General features: G+C 61.8%; 13 protein-coding genes. 11 read left to right on the top strand and 2 right to left on the bottom strand.

What is annotated here, in order from left to right; translation table 11 throughout:
• A partial coding sequence (locus tag Q8O80_RS09800; RefSeq protein ID WP_305579280.1) for a glutathione S-transferase occupies positions 1-425 on the bottom strand: 425 nt, incomplete at its 3' end.
• A gap of 59 nt (positions 426-484) precedes the next feature.
• Entirely contained in the window at positions 485-1,900 is a 1,416-nt protein-coding gene (gene puuE, locus Q8O80_RS09795) for an allantoinase PuuE (protein WP_305579279.1), read from the bottom strand.
• 157 nt (positions 1,901-2,057) lie between these two features.
• Here puuE and uraH point away from each other — a divergent pair, with 157 nt between their 5' ends.
• From uraH to Q8O80_RS09740, 11 genes are all read left to right on the top strand, one after another.
• The gene (gene uraH, locus Q8O80_RS09790; protein WP_305579282.1) at positions 2,058-2,414 is read left to right on the top strand and encodes a hydroxyisourate hydrolase; all 357 of its coding nucleotides are present in this window, start codon (positions 2,058-2,060) and stop codon (positions 2,412-2,414) included.
• 3 nt (positions 2,415-2,417) lie between these two features.
• Positions 2,418-3,884, top strand: a complete 1,467-nt coding sequence (xdhA, locus tag Q8O80_RS09785) for a xanthine dehydrogenase small subunit (protein ID WP_305579278.1) — start codon at positions 2,418-2,420, stop codon at positions 3,882-3,884.
• Complete coding sequence (gene xdhB, locus Q8O80_RS09780) at positions 3,881-6,208, top strand: xanthine dehydrogenase molybdopterin binding subunit (RefSeq protein WP_305579277.1); 2,328 nt, start codon at positions 3,881-3,883, stop codon at positions 6,206-6,208. The genes xdhA and xdhB overlap by 4 nt, the downstream gene beginning before the upstream one ends.
• A 169-nt stretch (positions 6,209-6,377) precedes the next feature.
• Positions 6,378-7,241, top strand: a complete 864-nt coding sequence (gene xdhC, locus Q8O80_RS09775; RefSeq protein ID WP_305579276.1) for a xanthine dehydrogenase accessory protein XdhC — start codon at positions 6,378-6,380, stop codon at positions 7,239-7,241.
• Positions 7,231-8,775: an ABC transporter ATP-binding protein gene (locus Q8O80_RS09770; protein ID WP_305579275.1), complete on the top strand. Its 1,545-nt coding sequence runs from the start codon at positions 7,231-7,233 to the stop codon at positions 8,773-8,775. Before xdhC ends, Q8O80_RS09770 begins: the two co-directional genes overlap by 11 nt.
• On the top strand, positions 8,759-9,841 hold the full coding sequence (locus tag Q8O80_RS09765; protein WP_305579274.1) for an ABC transporter permease: 1,083 nt from the start codon (positions 8,759-8,761) through the stop codon (positions 9,839-9,841). Before Q8O80_RS09770 ends, Q8O80_RS09765 begins: the two co-directional genes overlap by 17 nt.
• Positions 9,842-9,843: 2 nt before the next feature.
• Entirely contained in the window at positions 9,844-10,764 is a 921-nt protein-coding gene (locus tag Q8O80_RS09760) for an ABC transporter permease (RefSeq protein ID WP_305579281.1), read from the top strand.
• A 25-nt stretch (positions 10,765-10,789) separates the two neighbouring features.
• A complete protein-coding gene (locus tag Q8O80_RS09755) occupies positions 10,790-11,872 on the top strand; it encodes a BMP family ABC transporter substrate-binding protein (RefSeq protein ID WP_305579273.1) in 1,083 nt (360 codons plus the stop codon).
• A gap of 124 nt (positions 11,873-11,996) precedes the next feature.
• Positions 11,997-13,223, top strand: coding sequence for a urate hydroxylase PuuD (locus Q8O80_RS09750; protein ID WP_305579272.1), 1,227 nt, complete (start codon positions 11,997-11,999; stop codon positions 13,221-13,223).
• A 2-nt stretch (positions 13,224-13,225) separates the two neighbouring features.
• Positions 13,226-14,521, top strand: a complete 1,296-nt coding sequence (guaD, locus tag Q8O80_RS09745; protein ID WP_371136158.1) for a guanine deaminase — start codon at positions 13,226-13,228, stop codon at positions 14,519-14,521.
• 51 nt (positions 14,522-14,572) lie between these two features.
• Positions 14,573-16,738: a malate synthase G gene (locus Q8O80_RS09740; RefSeq protein WP_305579270.1), complete on the top strand. Its 2,166-nt coding sequence runs from the start codon at positions 14,573-14,575 to the stop codon at positions 16,736-16,738.
• The last annotated feature ends 147 nt before the right edge of the window (positions 16,739-16,885 follow it).

Raw genomic sequence — 16,885 nt, 5'->3', positions numbered from 1 at the left:
AGACCGTCGGTCCAGATTTCGTCGACACGGTCGAGATCGACCTGCAGGGCCGGGCTTATGGTGTTGAGGTTGACGCGCAGGCCGCAATTCATGGTGCAAATGTCGCGCAGGGAGGAAAAGCCTGAGTGCATTTCGGCGCTGATCGCGCGGGCAAAGGCCCGGGCAGCCCTGTCGGCAGGCCAGAGCTGGGGATGGTCTTCAGCGACATATACAACAATGGCCAGCGAGTCCCAGACGCGGATATCGCCAACAACCAGCAAGGTCACACTGACGGTTGGTGAAAAGGCGCGGAAGGTATCTTGGCTCCCATGCGCGACGAAGGCATGGAGCTCTTCGGTGAAAGGGATGTCGAGCGCGCGCAGCGCCAGCCAGGGGCGCAGCGACCAGGACGAGTAGTTCTTGTTGCCGATGATGAGTGTGTACATGGACGGGGTTCCGGGAGCGCGAATGGACAGGGCCTCGATTGATTGTTTGATTGCAATGACTAGGGCAGGATTGCCTTGAGGCGCAACAGGGCGATGCGCTCGACCTGGGCGCAGGCGGCGGCAAACTCAGCCTCAGGCGTATGCTTCAGGCGCGCTTCAAAGGAGGCCAGAATGGAGGCCTTGGTGTTGTCGCGCACGGCGATGATGAAGGGGAAACCGAACTTGTCGACATAGGCGGTATTGAGCATGGTGAAGCGCTGCCGCTCGCCATCGGTTAGCGCGTCGAGGCCAACCGAAGCCTGTTCGGCGGTGGATTCGGCGGTCAGGCGCTGGGCGGCGGCGAGCTTGCCGGCCAGATCGGGATGGGCGTTGAGCACTTTCAGCCGTTCTTCGGCACTGGCCATGCGGAACTGGCTGCGCAGGGCGAAGTGCAGGCCGATGGCAGTGTCATTGGCCGGGCCGAGTTCGCCCGCCCAGGCGCGCTCGGCGATCCAGGCGGAATGTTCGAAGATCGAACCGTAGCGGGCGACGAAATCGGCCTTGTCGAGCTGGGAGGGGATGACCTCGGGCGCCACATAGGGATGGGTGGCGGCCCAATGCTGGGCGATGGCCAGACGGGTCGGGATCCAGACCTTGTCGAAGGATTTGACGTAGTCGACGAATTGCTTGAGGCCCTGGAAACGGCCGGGCTGGCCGACCAGGCGGCAGTGCAGACCCAGCGACATCATCTTGGGACTGCCGGCCAGGCCTTCGGCATAGAGGCAATCAAAGCTGTCCTTGAGAAACTGGAAATACTCCTGGCCATTGTCAAAGCCGGGCGCGGTGACAAAGCGCATGTCGTTGGCGCTCAGCGTATAGGGAATAATCAGTTGCGGCTTGCCCTGGTGAACGCGCCAATAGGGCAGGTCATCATCATAGGTGTCCGAGATATAGGCGAAGGCACCAGTCTCTGAGACCAGATCAATGGTGTTGAGGCTGGAGCGCCCAGTGTACCAGCCGAGCGGCGGGGTGCCCGTGGCGACGGTGTGCAGCCGGATGGCCTCGGCAATCTGGGCCCGCTCCTCGTCGGGCGGCATGTCCTTGTGCTGCACCCATTTCAGCCCGTGGCTTGCAATTTCCCAGCCGGCCTCCTGCATGGCGGCCAATTGGGCGGGAGCGCGCATCAGGGCGGTGGCGACGCCATAGATGGTGAGGGGCAGCTGGGCCTCGGTAAACAGGCGATGCAGGCGCCAGAACCCGGCGCGCGCGCCATATTCATACATGGATTCGATATTGGCGTGGCGCTGGTCGGGCCAGGGCGCGGCGCCGATAACGTCGGCAAGGAATGCTTCCGAGGCGGCATCGCCGTGCAGAATGCAGTTTTCGCCGCCCTCTTCATAATTGAGCACAAACTGCACCGCGATGTGCGCACCCCCGGGCCAGTTGGCATGGGGCGGGGTGGGGCCGTGGCCGTGCATATCGCGGGGGTAGCGCATGGGTGAAGTGCTTTCGACGGAGTGGTCTGGCGATAGTATGGGCTTGCCGCCAGCAATCAAGATGCTCAAAAATGGACCAATTGGTAAAAAATGGGCATTGCGCATCGGTGACGATGCGCTAGTCTTGCTGGTGGGGACGACAAACGGGAGCAGCATAATGGCGGGAAGTGGTCGCCTTACCACGCACGTACTGGATACGATGCACGGCACGCCGGCCCGCGGCATGCGCATTGAATTGCACTATGTGCACGGCGATCATACCCACCATATTGCTGACAGCTATACCAATGCCGATGGCCGGGTCGACCAGCCGCTGCTCGAGGGTGAGCAGTTCCAACTGGGTGAATTTGAAATTCGATTTCATGTCGGGCAGTATTTCGAGCGGCTCGATGTTGGGGTCGACAACCCGTTTTTGAACGTCGTGCCGGTCCGCTTCACTATCGGCGAAGACAAGCACTACCATGTGCCGCTGCTGGTCAGCCCGTTTGCCTATTCAACCTATCGGGGGAGCTAGGGCATGACTGCTGTTTCGGGCGCCATCCGCTTTATTCTCAATGGTGAGGAAATCAGCCTCACCGATATCAGGCCCGAAACAACGCTGTTGGATTGGTTGCGGCTGGAGCAGCGGCTGCGCGGCTCCAAGGAAGGTTGCGCCGAGGGCGATTGTGGCGCCTGCACGGTGCTGGTCGGGCGCTTGATGGACGACGAGATCATCTATGACTCGGTGACTGCCTGCATCCGCTTTATGGGCAGCCTGCACGGCACTCATGTGGTGACGATTGAGCATTTGCGCGGCGAAAACGGCAATCTGCACCCGGTGCAGCAGGCAATGGTGGATCACCATGGCAGCCAGTGCGGCTTCTGTACGCCGGGCTTTGTGATCAGCCTTTATGGGTTGTGGATGCGCAATCCTGACCCAAGCCAGGGCGCCATCGAAAAGGCGCTGCAGGGCAATCTGTGTCGCTGCACCGGCTATGCGCCGATCATCCGGGCAGGCAAGGCGATGTCGAGCTATGGCCTGCCGCAGGGTGATCCGCTGCTGGCTGAGCGCATCGCGCTCAAGGATAAGATCAAGGCGATCCATGACGGCAGGCGGGTTGAGCTGGGCGAGGACGCCGAGCGCATCATTGTGCCAGCCAGCCTGGACGATTTTGCAGCTTTATATGAAGCCAATCCCGAAGCCACTATCGTCAATGGGTCGACCGATGTGGGGCTGTGGGTCACCAAGTTCATGCGCCCGATCGGGCCGGTGATTTTCATCAATCACCTGCAAGAGCTCAAGGCCATCGCCGACAATGCGAGTGAAGTGCGGTTCTATGCCGGGGTGAGCTATTCGGAAGCGCTGCCGGTACTGGCCGAGAATTTCCCGGATATGGCAGAGCTCTGGAATCGGATTGCCGGCGAGCAGATCCGCAATATGGGCACCCTTGGCGGCAATATCGCCAATGGCTCGCCGATTGGCGATACGCCGCCGCCATTTATCGTATTGGGCGCCAGGCTGACCTTGCGGCGCGGATCGCATCGCCGCGAGATCAAGCTGGAAGACTACTTTGTCGCCTATGGCAAGCAGGACCGGCAGCCTGGTGAGTTCGTCGAGAGCGTGACGCTGCCACTGCTGCCGACCGGCGAGAAGTTTGCCGTCTACAAGATTTCCAAGCGGCGCGAGGAAGATATTTCGGCGCTGTGTGGGGCGTTCCGGGTGTTCGTCAATGATGGTGGCACGGTGGGCATGGCCCGGATTGCCTTTGGCGGCATGGCGGCTACGCCCAAGCGCGCCAAGGCAGTCGAGGCGGCGCTGGTGGGTCGGCCGTGGACGCAGGAGACAATTGATGCCGCTGTGGCGGCTTTTGCCGAGGACTATCAGCCGATCTCTGATATGCGGGCGAGCGCCGATTATCGGCTGCTGAGCGCACAGAACCTGCTGAAGCGGTTCTTTCTGGAAACAACCGGACACGGCCAGCGGCTGCGGCGGGAGGTGGCATGAACAAGCTGGAACCCGCCATCACTCTGGCCTCGCTGCACAAGGATGTCCGTCACGATAGCGGGCCCAAGCACGTCACTGGCACGGCTGAATATATCGACGACATGGTTGAGCCAGCGGGCACGATGCATGCCTATCTCGGGCTCTCCACCAACGCGCATGCCGAGATCATCAACATTGATTTCTCCGCAACCAAAGCGGCGCCCGGGGTGATCGGCGTGCTGACCGGGGACGACATTCCGGGCGAGAATGATGTCAGTCCCAGCCACAAGCATGACGAGCCGATCTTTGCTTCCGGCAAGGTTCAGTTCTGGGGGCAGCCGTTGTTTGCGGTGATCGCCGAGACGCGCGATCAGGCGCGGCGGGCGGCCCACCTGGTCAAGGTGACCTACAAGGATCTGCCGGTTTCCCTTGATGTGCGGGCAGCGCAGGCAGCGGGTGGCGCCTTGGTCACCGAACCGCTGAAGCTGGAGCGCGGTGATGTGGCGGCCGGCATGGCGGCAGCGCCGCGTCGGGTCAAGGGCAGCATGGCGATCGGGGGGCAGGACCACTTCTATCTCGAGGGCCAGATTTCAATGGCCGTGCCGGGCGAAGACGAGGACGTAACAGTGTTTGCCTCGACCCAGCACCCCAGCGAGGTGCAGTTGATGGTGGCGCAGGTGCTGGGCATTCGCCATCACGCGGTGACGGTCAATGTGCGACGCATGGGCGGCGGCTTTGGCGGCAAGGAAACCCAGAGCAATCTGTTTGCTGCGGTAGCAGCGCTGGCGGCCAAGAAATGGAACCGCGCCTGCAAGCTGCGCCCCGACCGCGATGACGACATGACCGCCACCGGCAAGCGCCATGACTTCGTGGTCGACTATGATGTTGGCTATGACGACACCGGCAAGATCGTGGCGGTTGACGCGGTTTATGGCGCACGGGCCGGGTTTTCCTCGGACCTCAGCGGGCCAGTCACCGACCGGGCGCTGTTTCATGCCGAAAATGCCTATTGGTATCCGGCGGTGCGGGTGCGCAGTGAGCCGCTCTACACAAATACCGTTTCCAACACCGCGTTTCGGGGGTTTGGTGGGCCGCAGGGCATGTTGGCGGCGGAACGCTGGATCGAGGATATTGCCTATGATCTTGGCAAGGATCCGCTTGAAATCCGCAAGGCCAATTTCTACGGCACCGATACCAACAATGTGACGCCCTATCACCAGACAGTGGCGGACAATATCGTCCATCGGGTGGTTGATGAGCTCGAGACGTCGTCGGACTATCAGGCGCGGCGCGCGGCGATCGTGAAATACAATGCGGGCAGCCCGATCCTCAAAAAGGGCATTGCGCTGACGCCAGTCAAATTCGGCATTTCGTTCACCGCCACCTGGTACAATCAGGCCGGCGCTCTGGTTCATGTCTACAAGGATGGCTCGATCCATCTCAGCCATGGCGGCACCGAGATGGGGCAGGGGCTGTACGTCAAGGTGGCACAGGTGCTGGCCGATGCCTTCGGCGTCGGGCTGGACGTGATCAAGATCATGGGCACCAGCACCGGCAAGGTGCCCAATACTTCGGCCACAGCCGCCTCATCAGGGTCGGACCTAAATGGCATGGCGGCCTGGGATGCGGCCCGGCAGATCAAGGAACGGCTGGTGGTACATGCCGCCCAGCTTTACCAGTGCAGCGAAGCCGCCGTGCAGTGGGTGGCCGGCGGCATTCAGGCGGGCGACAAATTCGTACCCTTTGCCGAGCTGGCGGCTTCGGCCTATCTAAACCGGGTGCAGCTATCGGCGGCAGGCTTTTACCAGGTGCCCCAGATCCACTGGGATCGGGCCACCGGACGTGGCCATCCGTTCTACTATTTCGCCTATGGTGCCGCGGTCAGCGAAGTGACCATCGACACGCTGAGCGGCGAATATACCGTGGATCGGGTCGATATCCTGCATGACGTGGGGCGTTCGCTTAACCCGGCTATTGATATCGGCCAGATCGAGGGTGGCTTCATTCAGGGCATGGGCTGGCTGACCACTGAAGAACTGGTGTGGGACGACAAGGGCCAGTTGCGCACCAAGGCGCCGTCAACCTACAAAATCCCGCTGGCGAGTGATGTGCCGCCAGTGTTCAACGTCAAGCTGGCCGAATGGTCGGTCAACAAGGAGCCCACCATCGGTCGATCGAAGGCGGTGGGTGAGCCCCCGCTGATGCTGGCGATGAGCGTGGTGGAAGCACTGTCGATGGCGGTGGCCAGTGTGGCTGATTACACCATCGCGCCGCGGCTCGACACCCCGGTAACGCCCGAGCGGGTGCTGATGGCTTGCGAACGGCTGAAGGGGGGGCGGCAGTGAGGGCTTGGTTCGCGCCGGCATATTCCCCCTCACAACCTCCCCCGCAGGGGATGAGGTACCGCATCCGGTCTGTGGCCCGCTCGCGTCAACACTACCGGCCCGCACCCTCCCCCCTGGGGGGAGGGCTGGGGTGGGGGGCGACTGGCCCCGCGGTTGCGGTGTCCGCGCCATGACCGCCCGCACCACCGAACTCGCCGCTTTCTTCGCCGCCAACACTGACGCCATTCTTTGCGAACTGACCTCAGTGCGCGGGTCCAGTCCACGGTCGCAGGGCACATTCATGCTGGTGAGCAGGACCGCACTGTTCGGGACCATTGGTGGCGGGGCGCTGGAGTATATGGTGATCGAGCATGCGCGGCGGCTCATCGTTTCGGGACGCGCCGAGGATGCCATGGACGTGCCTTTGGGCCCTGAAATCGGCCAGTGCTGCGGTGGCCGGGTCGGCGTCAGCCTGGGCTATGCCGATGCGGCGGCGCGCGCCCGGCTGTGGGCGCAGGTGAGCGCTGAAGATGCCGCCTTGCCACCGGTTTATGTATTCGGCGCCGGCCATGTCGGGCGGGCACTGGCACAGATACTGGCGTTGTTGCCCGTGCGGTTGACCGTGATCGATACGCGGCAGGAGGAGCTGGCCCTATTGCCCGGCCATATTGATGCCAGGGCAGTGGCGATGCCCGAAGCGGTGGTGCGCAGCGCACCGAGCGGGAGCAGTTTTGTCATTGTCACCCACGACCATGCGCTCGATTTTCTGATCGCGCAGGAAGCGCTGGGGCGCCGCGACAGCCCCTATGTCGGCATGGTGGGTTCACGCACCAAACGCGCGCGGTTCAATAACTGGTTTCTGGGCGAAGGCGGGGATGCCGCAGCGCTGGGGCGGCTGGTGCTGCCCATTGGCCAGCAGGGCCTTGGGGATAAGCGCCCCGAAGTTATTGCGGCGCTGGCGGCAGCTGAAATTATGGTTCACATTGGACGACGGGAAGCTGAAATTATGGGCGCAAACATCCCTGAACCATTGGGGGTGGTGAATGGACGCTAGTATGCTGCCGCGGTTGGAATTGAGGGGAATTACCAAGCGCTTTCCCGGCGTGCTGGCCAATGACAATGTCAGTTTTGCCGTCAAGCCTGGCGAAATCCACGCCTTGCTGGGTGAAAACGGCGCCGGAAAATCCACGCTCGTCAAAATGATCTACGGGATCATGCAACCTGATTCCGGCGAAATTTACTGGGATGGTGCGCGCGTCACAGTGGCCAATCCCAAGGCGGCGCGCCGGCTGGGCATCGGCATGGTCTTCCAGCATTTTTCGCTGTTTGAAGCACTGACGGTGCTGGAAAACATCGCGCTCGGCATGGATGCCAAGATCCCGGGCCGGGAGCTGGAAGCACGGATCCGCGCGGTGATGACCAAATATGGCCTGCTGCTTGATCCACATCGCACGGTGGCGACGCTGTCAGTGGGTGAACGGCAGCGCATTGAAATTGTCCGCGCCCTGCTGCTCGATCCCAAACTGCTGATCATGGACGAGCCCACTTCGGTCCTGACGCCGCAGGAGGTCGAGCAATTGTTCGGCGTGTTGCGCACGCTGGCCGGGCAAGGCTGTTCCATTCTCTACATTTCGCACAAGCTGCATGAAATCAAAGCGCTGTGCGATACGGCAACGATCCTGCGCGGCGGCAAGCTGGTTGATACCTGCGACCCCAAGGTGGAAACCTCGCGCTCGATGGCCGAGAAGATGATCGGCGCCGGGCTCAAGGATATCGTGCGTGGTGCCGACCGCATCATGGGGCCGCCCAAGCTGGTAGTGACAAAGCTGTCGACGCTCAAGCTCGGGCATTTCGATGTGCCGGTCGACGATGTGAGTTTTACCGTGCGGGCCGGGGAAATCTTCGGCATTGCCGGGGTCGCGGGCAATGGGCAGAACGCCTTGCTCGACGCCCTTTCGGGGGAAGTACACGGGGGCGACAGCCACAGCGTGACACTGGATGGCCATCCTCTCGGGCTGCTCGATACCACTGGCCGGCGCAAACACGGGCTGTGCGCGGTCCCCGAAGAACGCAATGGCCATGCAGCGGTGGGTGATTTCTCGCTGTCGGACAATACCGTGCTGACGGCACGTGACCGGCTGGGCATGGTGGTGCTGGGATTGATCAATTCGGGCGCGGCCAAAACCTATACCGGCCAGGTCATTGCCGAATTTGCCGTCAAGGCGCTGGGGCCCGGCGCGATGGCCGGATCGCTGTCGGGCGGCAATTTGCAGAAATACATTATGGGTCGCGAAATCATGCAGAAGCCCACCGTGCTGGTGGTGAGCCAGCCGACCTGGGGCGTCGATGCCGGGGCGGCGGCGGCGATCCATCAGGCGCTGGTCGATCTGGCCGCGACCGGTTCGGCCATCGTGGTGATCAGCCAGGATCTCGATGAGTTGCGGGCGCTGAGCGACACGCTGGCGGTGATCAACATGGGGCGGCTCAGCTCGGCGCGGCCCACGGCTGACTTCAGTGTTGAAGAAATCGGACTGCTCATGGGTGGCGTGCACGGGGTTGATGAGGTGATCGATGCAATTCCGGCTTGAAAAACGCGCCGAACCCAGCAAGGCGATGCTGTATCTGACGCCGATCGGGGCTGTGCTGCTGACCGCGTTGGTGGGCGCCATCATCTTCTCGCTGATCGGCTATGACGGGGTCCGCGCGGTACGCGAGATTTTCGTCACCCCCATTCTCAATCCGCTGAAATGGCAGGATCTGGCGGTCAAGTCCGCGCCGCTCATTATCATTGCCGTGGGTCTGGCCATCGGCTACCGCGCCAATGTGTGGAATATCGGCGCCGAGGGGCAGTACATTCTGGGAGGGCTGGCGGGGACGGGCGTGGCTTTGCTGACGCGGGACTTTTCCGGGCCATGGATATTGCCGCTGATGATCGTCGCCGGCATGGTGGGGGGGATGTCCTGGGCATTCCTGCCGGCCTTGCTGCGCACACGACTGCAGGTCAATGAAATTCTCACCAGCCTGATGCTCACCTATGTGGCCATCCAACTGCTCAACTATCTGGTGATCGGGCCGTGGAAGGATCCGATGGGCTTTGGCTTTCCGCAGACCCGCATGTTCACCGCAGACCAATTGCTGCCACACATCATTCCGGGCACTATTGTGCATATGGGCGTGCCCATTGCGGTGGTGGTGGCCCTCGCGGCCTGGTTCGTGATGAGCCGGCTGGTGTTTGGCTATCAGATCAAGGTGGTCGGGTCGGCACCCAATGCGGCGCGCTATGGCGGCTTTTCGGTCAATCGCACCATCTGGATGGCGCTGTTGACCAGCGGCGCCCTGGCCGGACTCGCCGGTGTGCTGGAAGTGGCCGGCCCCTTCGGGCGCATGGTGCCGTCCTTTCCGACCAATTACGGCTTTACCGCCATCATCGTCGCCTTTCTGGGGCGTTTGCATCCGATCGGCATTATCTTTGCCGGGCTGGCCATGGCGGTTGCCGTGGTGGGGGGTGAGGTGGCGCAGACGACAATCCAGTTGCCGGCTGCAGCCGTGGGTATTTTCCAGTCGATGATGCTGTTCTTCCTGTTGGCGAGCGATCTTCTGGTGCGCTACCGGGTGCGCATGGTGGGTAGCAATCGGGTGGAGGTCACACCGTGAACATGGATCTGGTCGTCCCCATCATAATCACGCTGATCGGCGCTTCGACCCCGATCCTGATTGCAGCGCTGGGCGAACTGGTGGTGGAAAAGAGCGGCGTGCTCAATCTGGGTGTCGAAGGCATGATGCTGATCGGTGCAGTGGTAGCCTTTGCGGTGACCTACACCACCGGCAATCCCTGGCTGGGAATCCTGCTGGCCGCCGCCGCCAGCGCCGCTGCGTCGATGATCTTTGCCTTCCTTACCCTGTCGCTCTCGGCCAATCAGGTGGCGACCGGGCTGGCTTTGACCATCTTCGGCACCGGCTTCTCGGCGCTGTTCGGCCAGGCCTATACCGGTAAGCCCATCAGCATTTTCCGCTCGATATTTCCCGAGGCGCTGGCCACCCATCCGCTGTGGCGCCTGGTGTTCGGGCACAGCCCACTGGTGTATTTCTCGCTGCTGCTGGTGGTGGCGGTGTGGTGGTTCCTCAAAAAGACCCGGGCTGGACTCATTCTGCGTGCAGTCGGCGAGAATGATCTTTCGGCCCACTCGATCGGCTATTCGGTGATCGGGGTGCGCTATGCGGCGGTGGCTTTTGGGGGCGCGATGGCCGGTATTGGCGGCAGCTGCTTTCCGCTGTTGCTCACCCCGCAATGGGCCGAGCGACTGACTGCCGGGCGCGGCTGGATTGCGCTGGCGCTGGTGGTGTTCGCCGCCTGGCGGCCCTTCCGCCTGTTTGGCGGGGCCTATCTGTTCGGGCTGGTGATGACGATCGAGCTCTACACCAAGGCCTCGGGCGGTACGGGGGGCGTTCCCTCCGAATTCTGGGCGGCGCTGCCCTATCTGGCGACCATTGCCGTCCTGGTGCTAATTTCGCTGCGGCGTTCGGGCCATTCGGCGGCCCCGGCATGCCTGGGCAAACCATTTCTACCAACCAACTAGAAGACGTCAGAAGGAGAATTTACGCATGGCTATCTTCACTCGCCGTTCCGTACTCAAGATCGGTGGCGCCAGCCTGGCGTTGCCGCTGCTCGGCCAGGCCGTTCTGGCGCAGGACGGGCCGCTCAAGATCGGTTTTGTCAATGTTGGCCCCAAGGACGACAATGGCTGGACCTTCGGCCACTGGACCGGTGCCAAGGCGCTGGAAGCCGAATTTGGCGACAAGATCGAAATCACTTTCGTGGAAACCGTGCCCGAGGGCCCGGACTGCGAACGCGTGCTGCGCGAACTGGCCCAGCAGGGCAACAAGATCATCTTTGCCACCAGCTTCGGCTTTGGCGACTATGTGATCAAGGTGGCCCGCGAGTTCCCCGACGTGATCTTCGAGCACGCCACGGGCTATCAGCGTTCGGACAATGTGGGCACCTATAACGCCCGCTTCCATGAAGGCCGTGCCGTCATGGGTACGCTGGCTGGCCATCTGAGCAAGACCAACACCATCGGCTATATCGGCTCATTCCCGATCCCCGAAGTGGTGATGGGCATCAACGCGTTCACGCTGGCGGCCCGTAAGATCAACCCCGACATCAAGGTCAACGTGGTCATGCTGTCGAGCTGGCACGATCCGGCCAAGGAAGCCGACGCCGCCCGCGCGCTGATCGATCAGGGTGCCGACATCCTGGTGCAGCACACCGATGGTCCGGCGGCCCTGCAGGTTGCTGAAGAGCGTGGCATTGTCGGTGGCTTCGGCCAAGGCGCCGATATGAGCGCATTTGCGCCCAAGTCGCATCTGAGCGCTATCATCGACGTCTGGGCACCCCATTACATTCAGGTCGTCAATGACGTGATGGCTGGGACCTGGGTATCCGATGACAGCTGGCCTGGCATTGCCGCCGGCGAAGTGGTGATCGGGCCCTATAACGAGAAGATCCCCGCCGATGTTGTCGCAGCCGCCGAAGCGGTCAAGAACGGCATTGTCGATGGTACGCTCAACCCGTTCACCGGTCCGATTGTCGACAATGCCGGCACCGAGCGTGTCGCGGCCGGAGCGGTGGTTGACGATGCCGGTCTGTGGGCGATGGACTGGTATGTCGAAGGCGTCAATGCCTAAGTGCCGATATTCATAACCCAGGGAGGCGGGCCTTGGCCCGCCTCTTTTCACGAACGGCGTCGGGTCATCGACGTCGTAGCTGCCCCTTTTCCGCAAGCGGCGAGGGCAGGAAGGAAGCGAGAGCATGGGCGATTTTGCGATTTTCTATGAGTGGCTGATGTTTGCGGTGCGCTGGCTGCACGTGATCACGGCCATCGCCTGGATCGGCTCATCATTCTACTTCATCGCGCTCGACCTGGGCCTGCGTAAAACCCCGAGCCTGCCGCCACTGGCGCATGGCGAGGAGTGGCAGGTGCATGGCGGCGGCTTCTACCACATCCAGAAATATCTGGTGGCGCCGGAATTTTTACCCGAGCACCTGACCTGGTTCAAATGGGAAAGCTACTGGACCTGGATCTCCGGCTTCATCCTGCTGGTGCTGATCTATTACGTCGGCGCCGATCTCTATCTGGTTGACCGCACCGTGCTGGACGTGCCGGCCTGGCAGGCCATCGGGCTGTCGCTGGCCTCTATCGGGCTGGGCTGGGTGCTCTATGACACGCTGTGCAAATCGCCGGTTGGGCAGTCCACGACCGGGTTGATGCTGGTGCTGTTCGCCATTCTGGTGGCGATGAGCTGGGGCTATACCCAATTGTTCACCGGACGCGCGGCGATGCTGCATATGGGCGTGTTTACCGCGACCATCATGACGGTGAATGTGGTGATGATCATCATCCCCAATCAACGCATTGTCGTGGGTGACCTCAAGGCGGGCCGGGTGCCCGATGCCAAATATGGCAAGATTGCCAAGCAGCGCAGCCTGCACAATAACTACCTGACGCTGCCCGTCATCTTCTTCATGCTGTCTTCGCATTATCCGCTAGCCTTCGCCACGCAGTGGAACTGGATCATCGCATCGCTGATCTTCCTGATCGGGGTGGTGATCCGGCATTATTTCAACACGCGCCACGCTCGCAAAGGCAATCCGCACTGGACCTGGGCGGTAGCAGTGGTGCTGTTCATCATCATTGCCTGGCTATCGAGCGGACCCAAGCTGCCGGGTGCGGCAGGAGAGGCGGTGGCGTCCCGGGCGGCCGAATCCTTTCTCAGTGCAAGCCATTTCGAGGCTGCCAGCCTGACCGTACAGACCCGTTGCGCCATGTGCCACACGGCCGAGCCGGCCTGGCCAGGGGTGTATCAGGCGCCCAAGAACGTGATCCTCGACAATGACAACGCCATCGCCAGTCACGCGACGGAGATCGTCATGCAGGCGGGTTACGCTCATGCCATGCCGCCGGGCAATGCCAGCGAGATGACCCCAGAGGAGCGGGCTTTGCTGGTGGCCTGGTTCCGCGAGGGCTCGGGGCAGTGAGCATGAGAATTCTGCGCGGCAGGGTGCTGAGTTTTCTCAGCGAGCCGCAGGGGCTCGATGACACGGCAAGCTACCGCTACATTGAGGATGGGGCGATTTCCATCGTCGACGGCAAGATCGTCGCGGTCGGCACGTTCAATGCTACTCTGGTGGGTGACGGGGAGGTCATTGACCACCGGCCGCACCTGATCATGCCGGGTTTCATCGATACGCACCTGCATTATGTGCAGAGCCAGATAGTGGCCTCCTATGCCGGCTCGCTGCTGGAGTGGCTCAACACCTATACGTTTATCGAGGAACAGAAGTTCAGCCAGCAGGGGCATGCGGCAACCATCGCCAGTGCGTTTTATGACGAGCTGATCCGCAATGGTACAACCACAGCCGCGGCCTATTGTTCGAGCGCCCCCGCATCGGTTGACGCCTATTTCGCCGAAGCCGAAAAGCGCAACATGCTGATGATCGGCGGCAAGGTGATGATGGATCGCCATGCGCCCGAGGCGCTGTGCGATACGGCGCAGTCGAGCTATGACGACAGCAAGACACTGATCGCGCGCTGGCATGGGCGTGGTCGCGGGCTCTACGCCATCTCGCCGCGCTTTGCCATTACCTCGACGCCCGAACAGCTGGCGGCGGCACAGAGTCTGGTTGCCGAGCACCCGGAGTGCTATGTGCAGACCCATCTGAGCGAGAACGACGCCGAGATTACGCTGTCGCTGCAGCTTTATCCGGAGGCGCCGGACTATACCGGGATATATGAGCACTATGGCCTGCTCGGGCCCAAGACGCTGCTCGGCCATTGCATCCATCTCACTCATCGCGAGACCGAATTGCTGGCCGATACTGGCGCAGTGGCGGTGTTCTGCCCGACCTCAAACCTGTTCCTGGGCTCCGGCCTGTTCGACCGCGCGCGATTGCAGCAGCATGGGGTGCGGATCGGGGTAGCCACCGATATCGGCGGCGGCACCAGCTTTTCCATGCTGCGGACGCTCGACGAAGGCTACAAGGTGCTGCAATTGAGAGGGCAGCGGCTGACGCCGTTCAATTCATTTTACATGATGACCCTGGGCAATGCCCGGGCGCTGTCACTGGAAGGCACTATCGGCGCCATCGCGCCGGGTTGTGCGGCCGATCTGGTGGTGCTGAACGCGGCGGCGACGCCGGCCATGGCGCTGCGCATGCAGACGGCGACGCAACTGGTTGAGGAATTGTTTCTGCTCCAGACGCTGGGCGATGACCGGGCGATTGCCGAGGTCTATGTCGCTGGCGCACAGGCCAAGTCGACTTTAGACGGGTTGTGACGATCGCGGCCTTGGCCTAAATCTCTGGCACGACAAGAAGGACAAAGCCCAATGAGCGACTATCAGACAAAATTCGGCCTTTCGGTGCATTCTCTGTTGGTCGACTTTGTCGAGAAAGAAGCGCTCCCCGGCCTTGCCGTTACAGCTGACCAGTTCTGGACGGGCTTTGCGGCCCTGGTCGCCGAACACGCGCCGACCAACGCGGCGCTGCTGGCCAGGCGCGATAGCCTGCAGAACCAGATCGACGACTGGCACCACAAATATGGGCCGGTTGCCAGCAATCCGCAGGGTTATGAATTCTTCCTCAGGGAAATTGGCTATCTGGTGCCCGAGCCTGCCGATTTCACCATCGAGACCGAAGGGCTTGATCCCGAAATCACTACGCTGTGCGGACCGCAACTGGTCGTGCCGGTGTCCAATGCCCGCTATGCCTTGAACGCTGCCAATGCGCGCTGGGGCAGTCTTTATGACGCCTATTACGGCACCGATGTGATCGCTCGCGACGGTGAGCTGGCGCCCGGCAAGGGCTACAATCCAGTTCGTGGCGCCGCCGTGGTTGCCAAGGCTGCGGCGTTTCTCGACGCCAGTTTTCCGCTCAGCACTGGCAGCCATAGCGACGTGACTTCCTATGAAGTGCAGACCGCTGGCGGCGTGGCAAAGCTTGCCATCAACACGTCGACTGGTCCGGCAACGCTGCAGGACCCGGCGGCCTTTGTCGGTTACGGCGATGACAGCGAAGGCAACAAGGCCGAGATCGTGCTGCGCCACCATGGGCTGCATGTGATCCTGGCGATCGACAAGGGCAGCGTTATCGGCAGTGCGCATGCGGCCGGGTTGAGCGACGTCATCGTGGAATCGGCGCTGACGACAATTCAGGATTGTGAGGATTCGGTTGCTGCCGTCGATGCCGAGGACAAGGTTGGCGTCTATCGCAACTGGCTGGGGTTGATGACCGGCACGCTGGAAGAAACTTTTGAGAAGTCCGGCAAGCAGATGACCCGCCGGCTGAAGCAGGATGGCGTGTTTACCGCCGTCGACGGTAGCGAGATGGTGCTCAAGGGGCGAGCCCTGCAGCTGGTGCGCAATGTCGGCCATCTGATGACAACCGATGCGGTGTTGTGGAACGGCAAGCCGATCGGCGAAGGGCTGATGGATGCGGCCGTGACGGTGCTGTGCGCCATGCAGGATAAGGTCAACAGCACGACGGGCGCGGTCTATATCGTCAAGCCCAAGATGCATGGACCTGAGGAAGTGGCCTTTGCCTGCGCCATTTTTGCCTCGGTCGAAGCCATGCTGGGTCTCAAGCCCAACACCATCAAAATTGGCATTATGGACGAAGAGCGCCGCACCTCGGCCAACCTCAAGGCGGCCATTTACGAAGCGCGCAGCCGCGTATTTTTCATCAATACCGGCTTCCTGGACCGGACGGGCGACGAGATCCATACCGCCATGGAAGCAGGGCCGGTGCTGCGCAAGGATGAGATCAAGAGTGAGCGCTGGATTGCGGCCTATGAAGACCGCAACGTACTGATCGGGCTGGCCTGTGGCCTGTCGGGACGGGCGCAGATCGGCAAGGGCATGTGGGCGCGGCCCGATGACATGGCGGCGATGATGGAGGCCAAGAGTGGCCACCCCAATGCCGGGGCCAACACCGCCTGGGTGCCAAGCCCGACAGCCGCGACACTGCACGCTCTGCACTATCACCAGATCGATGTGTTCGCCGCCCAGCGCCGCCGTCATAACGAGGCTTTGCCGGAGCTGACTGAACTGTTTTCGATGCCGGTACAGGCGCCGTTCTCGCTCAGTCGCGAAGAAATCACCCGCGAGCTGGAAAACAATGCGCAGGGCATTCTGGGCTATGTCGTACGCTGGGTGCAGCAGGGCGTTGGTTGTTCCAAGGTGCCGGACATCAATGATGTCGGGCTGATGGAAGATCGCGCAACCTGCCGGATTTCGTCACAGGCGGTGGCCAATTGGCTGCGCCACGGACTGGTCAGCCGCGACGAGGTCACCTCGACATTTGAGCGCATGGCCTCAGTGGTCGACCAACAGAACGCTGGCGATCCACAGTATCGGCCGATGGCTGACAATTTCCAGTCCGTCGCGTTCCGGGCAGCGCTCGATCTGGCGCTGCATGGGGCCGATCAGCCCAGTGGCTATACCGAGCCGCTGCTGCATGCAGCTCGCCGCAAGGTCAAGGCGCGCGAGGCCCACTAGAGCATGTCACCGCGTCGTTGAAGCGGCGAAAACGCTCAGGCCTTCGATGGGGTGCACTGGTTGGCGGCAGGCCGCCAACCACATTTCCTCAGGATACGAAGTCGAACTTGTCAACGTCGAACAGGCCGCGATCGGTCATCTTGAGAT

It is taken from the genome of Devosia sp. (genome assembly GCF_030689745.1).
In the GTDB taxonomy this organism is placed as follows: Bacteria; Pseudomonadota; Alphaproteobacteria; order Rhizobiales; family Devosiaceae; genus Devosia; species Devosia alba.
Note: the sequence above shows the minus strand (reverse complement) of the source record. Positions and strands in the feature narration are given on the sequence as shown.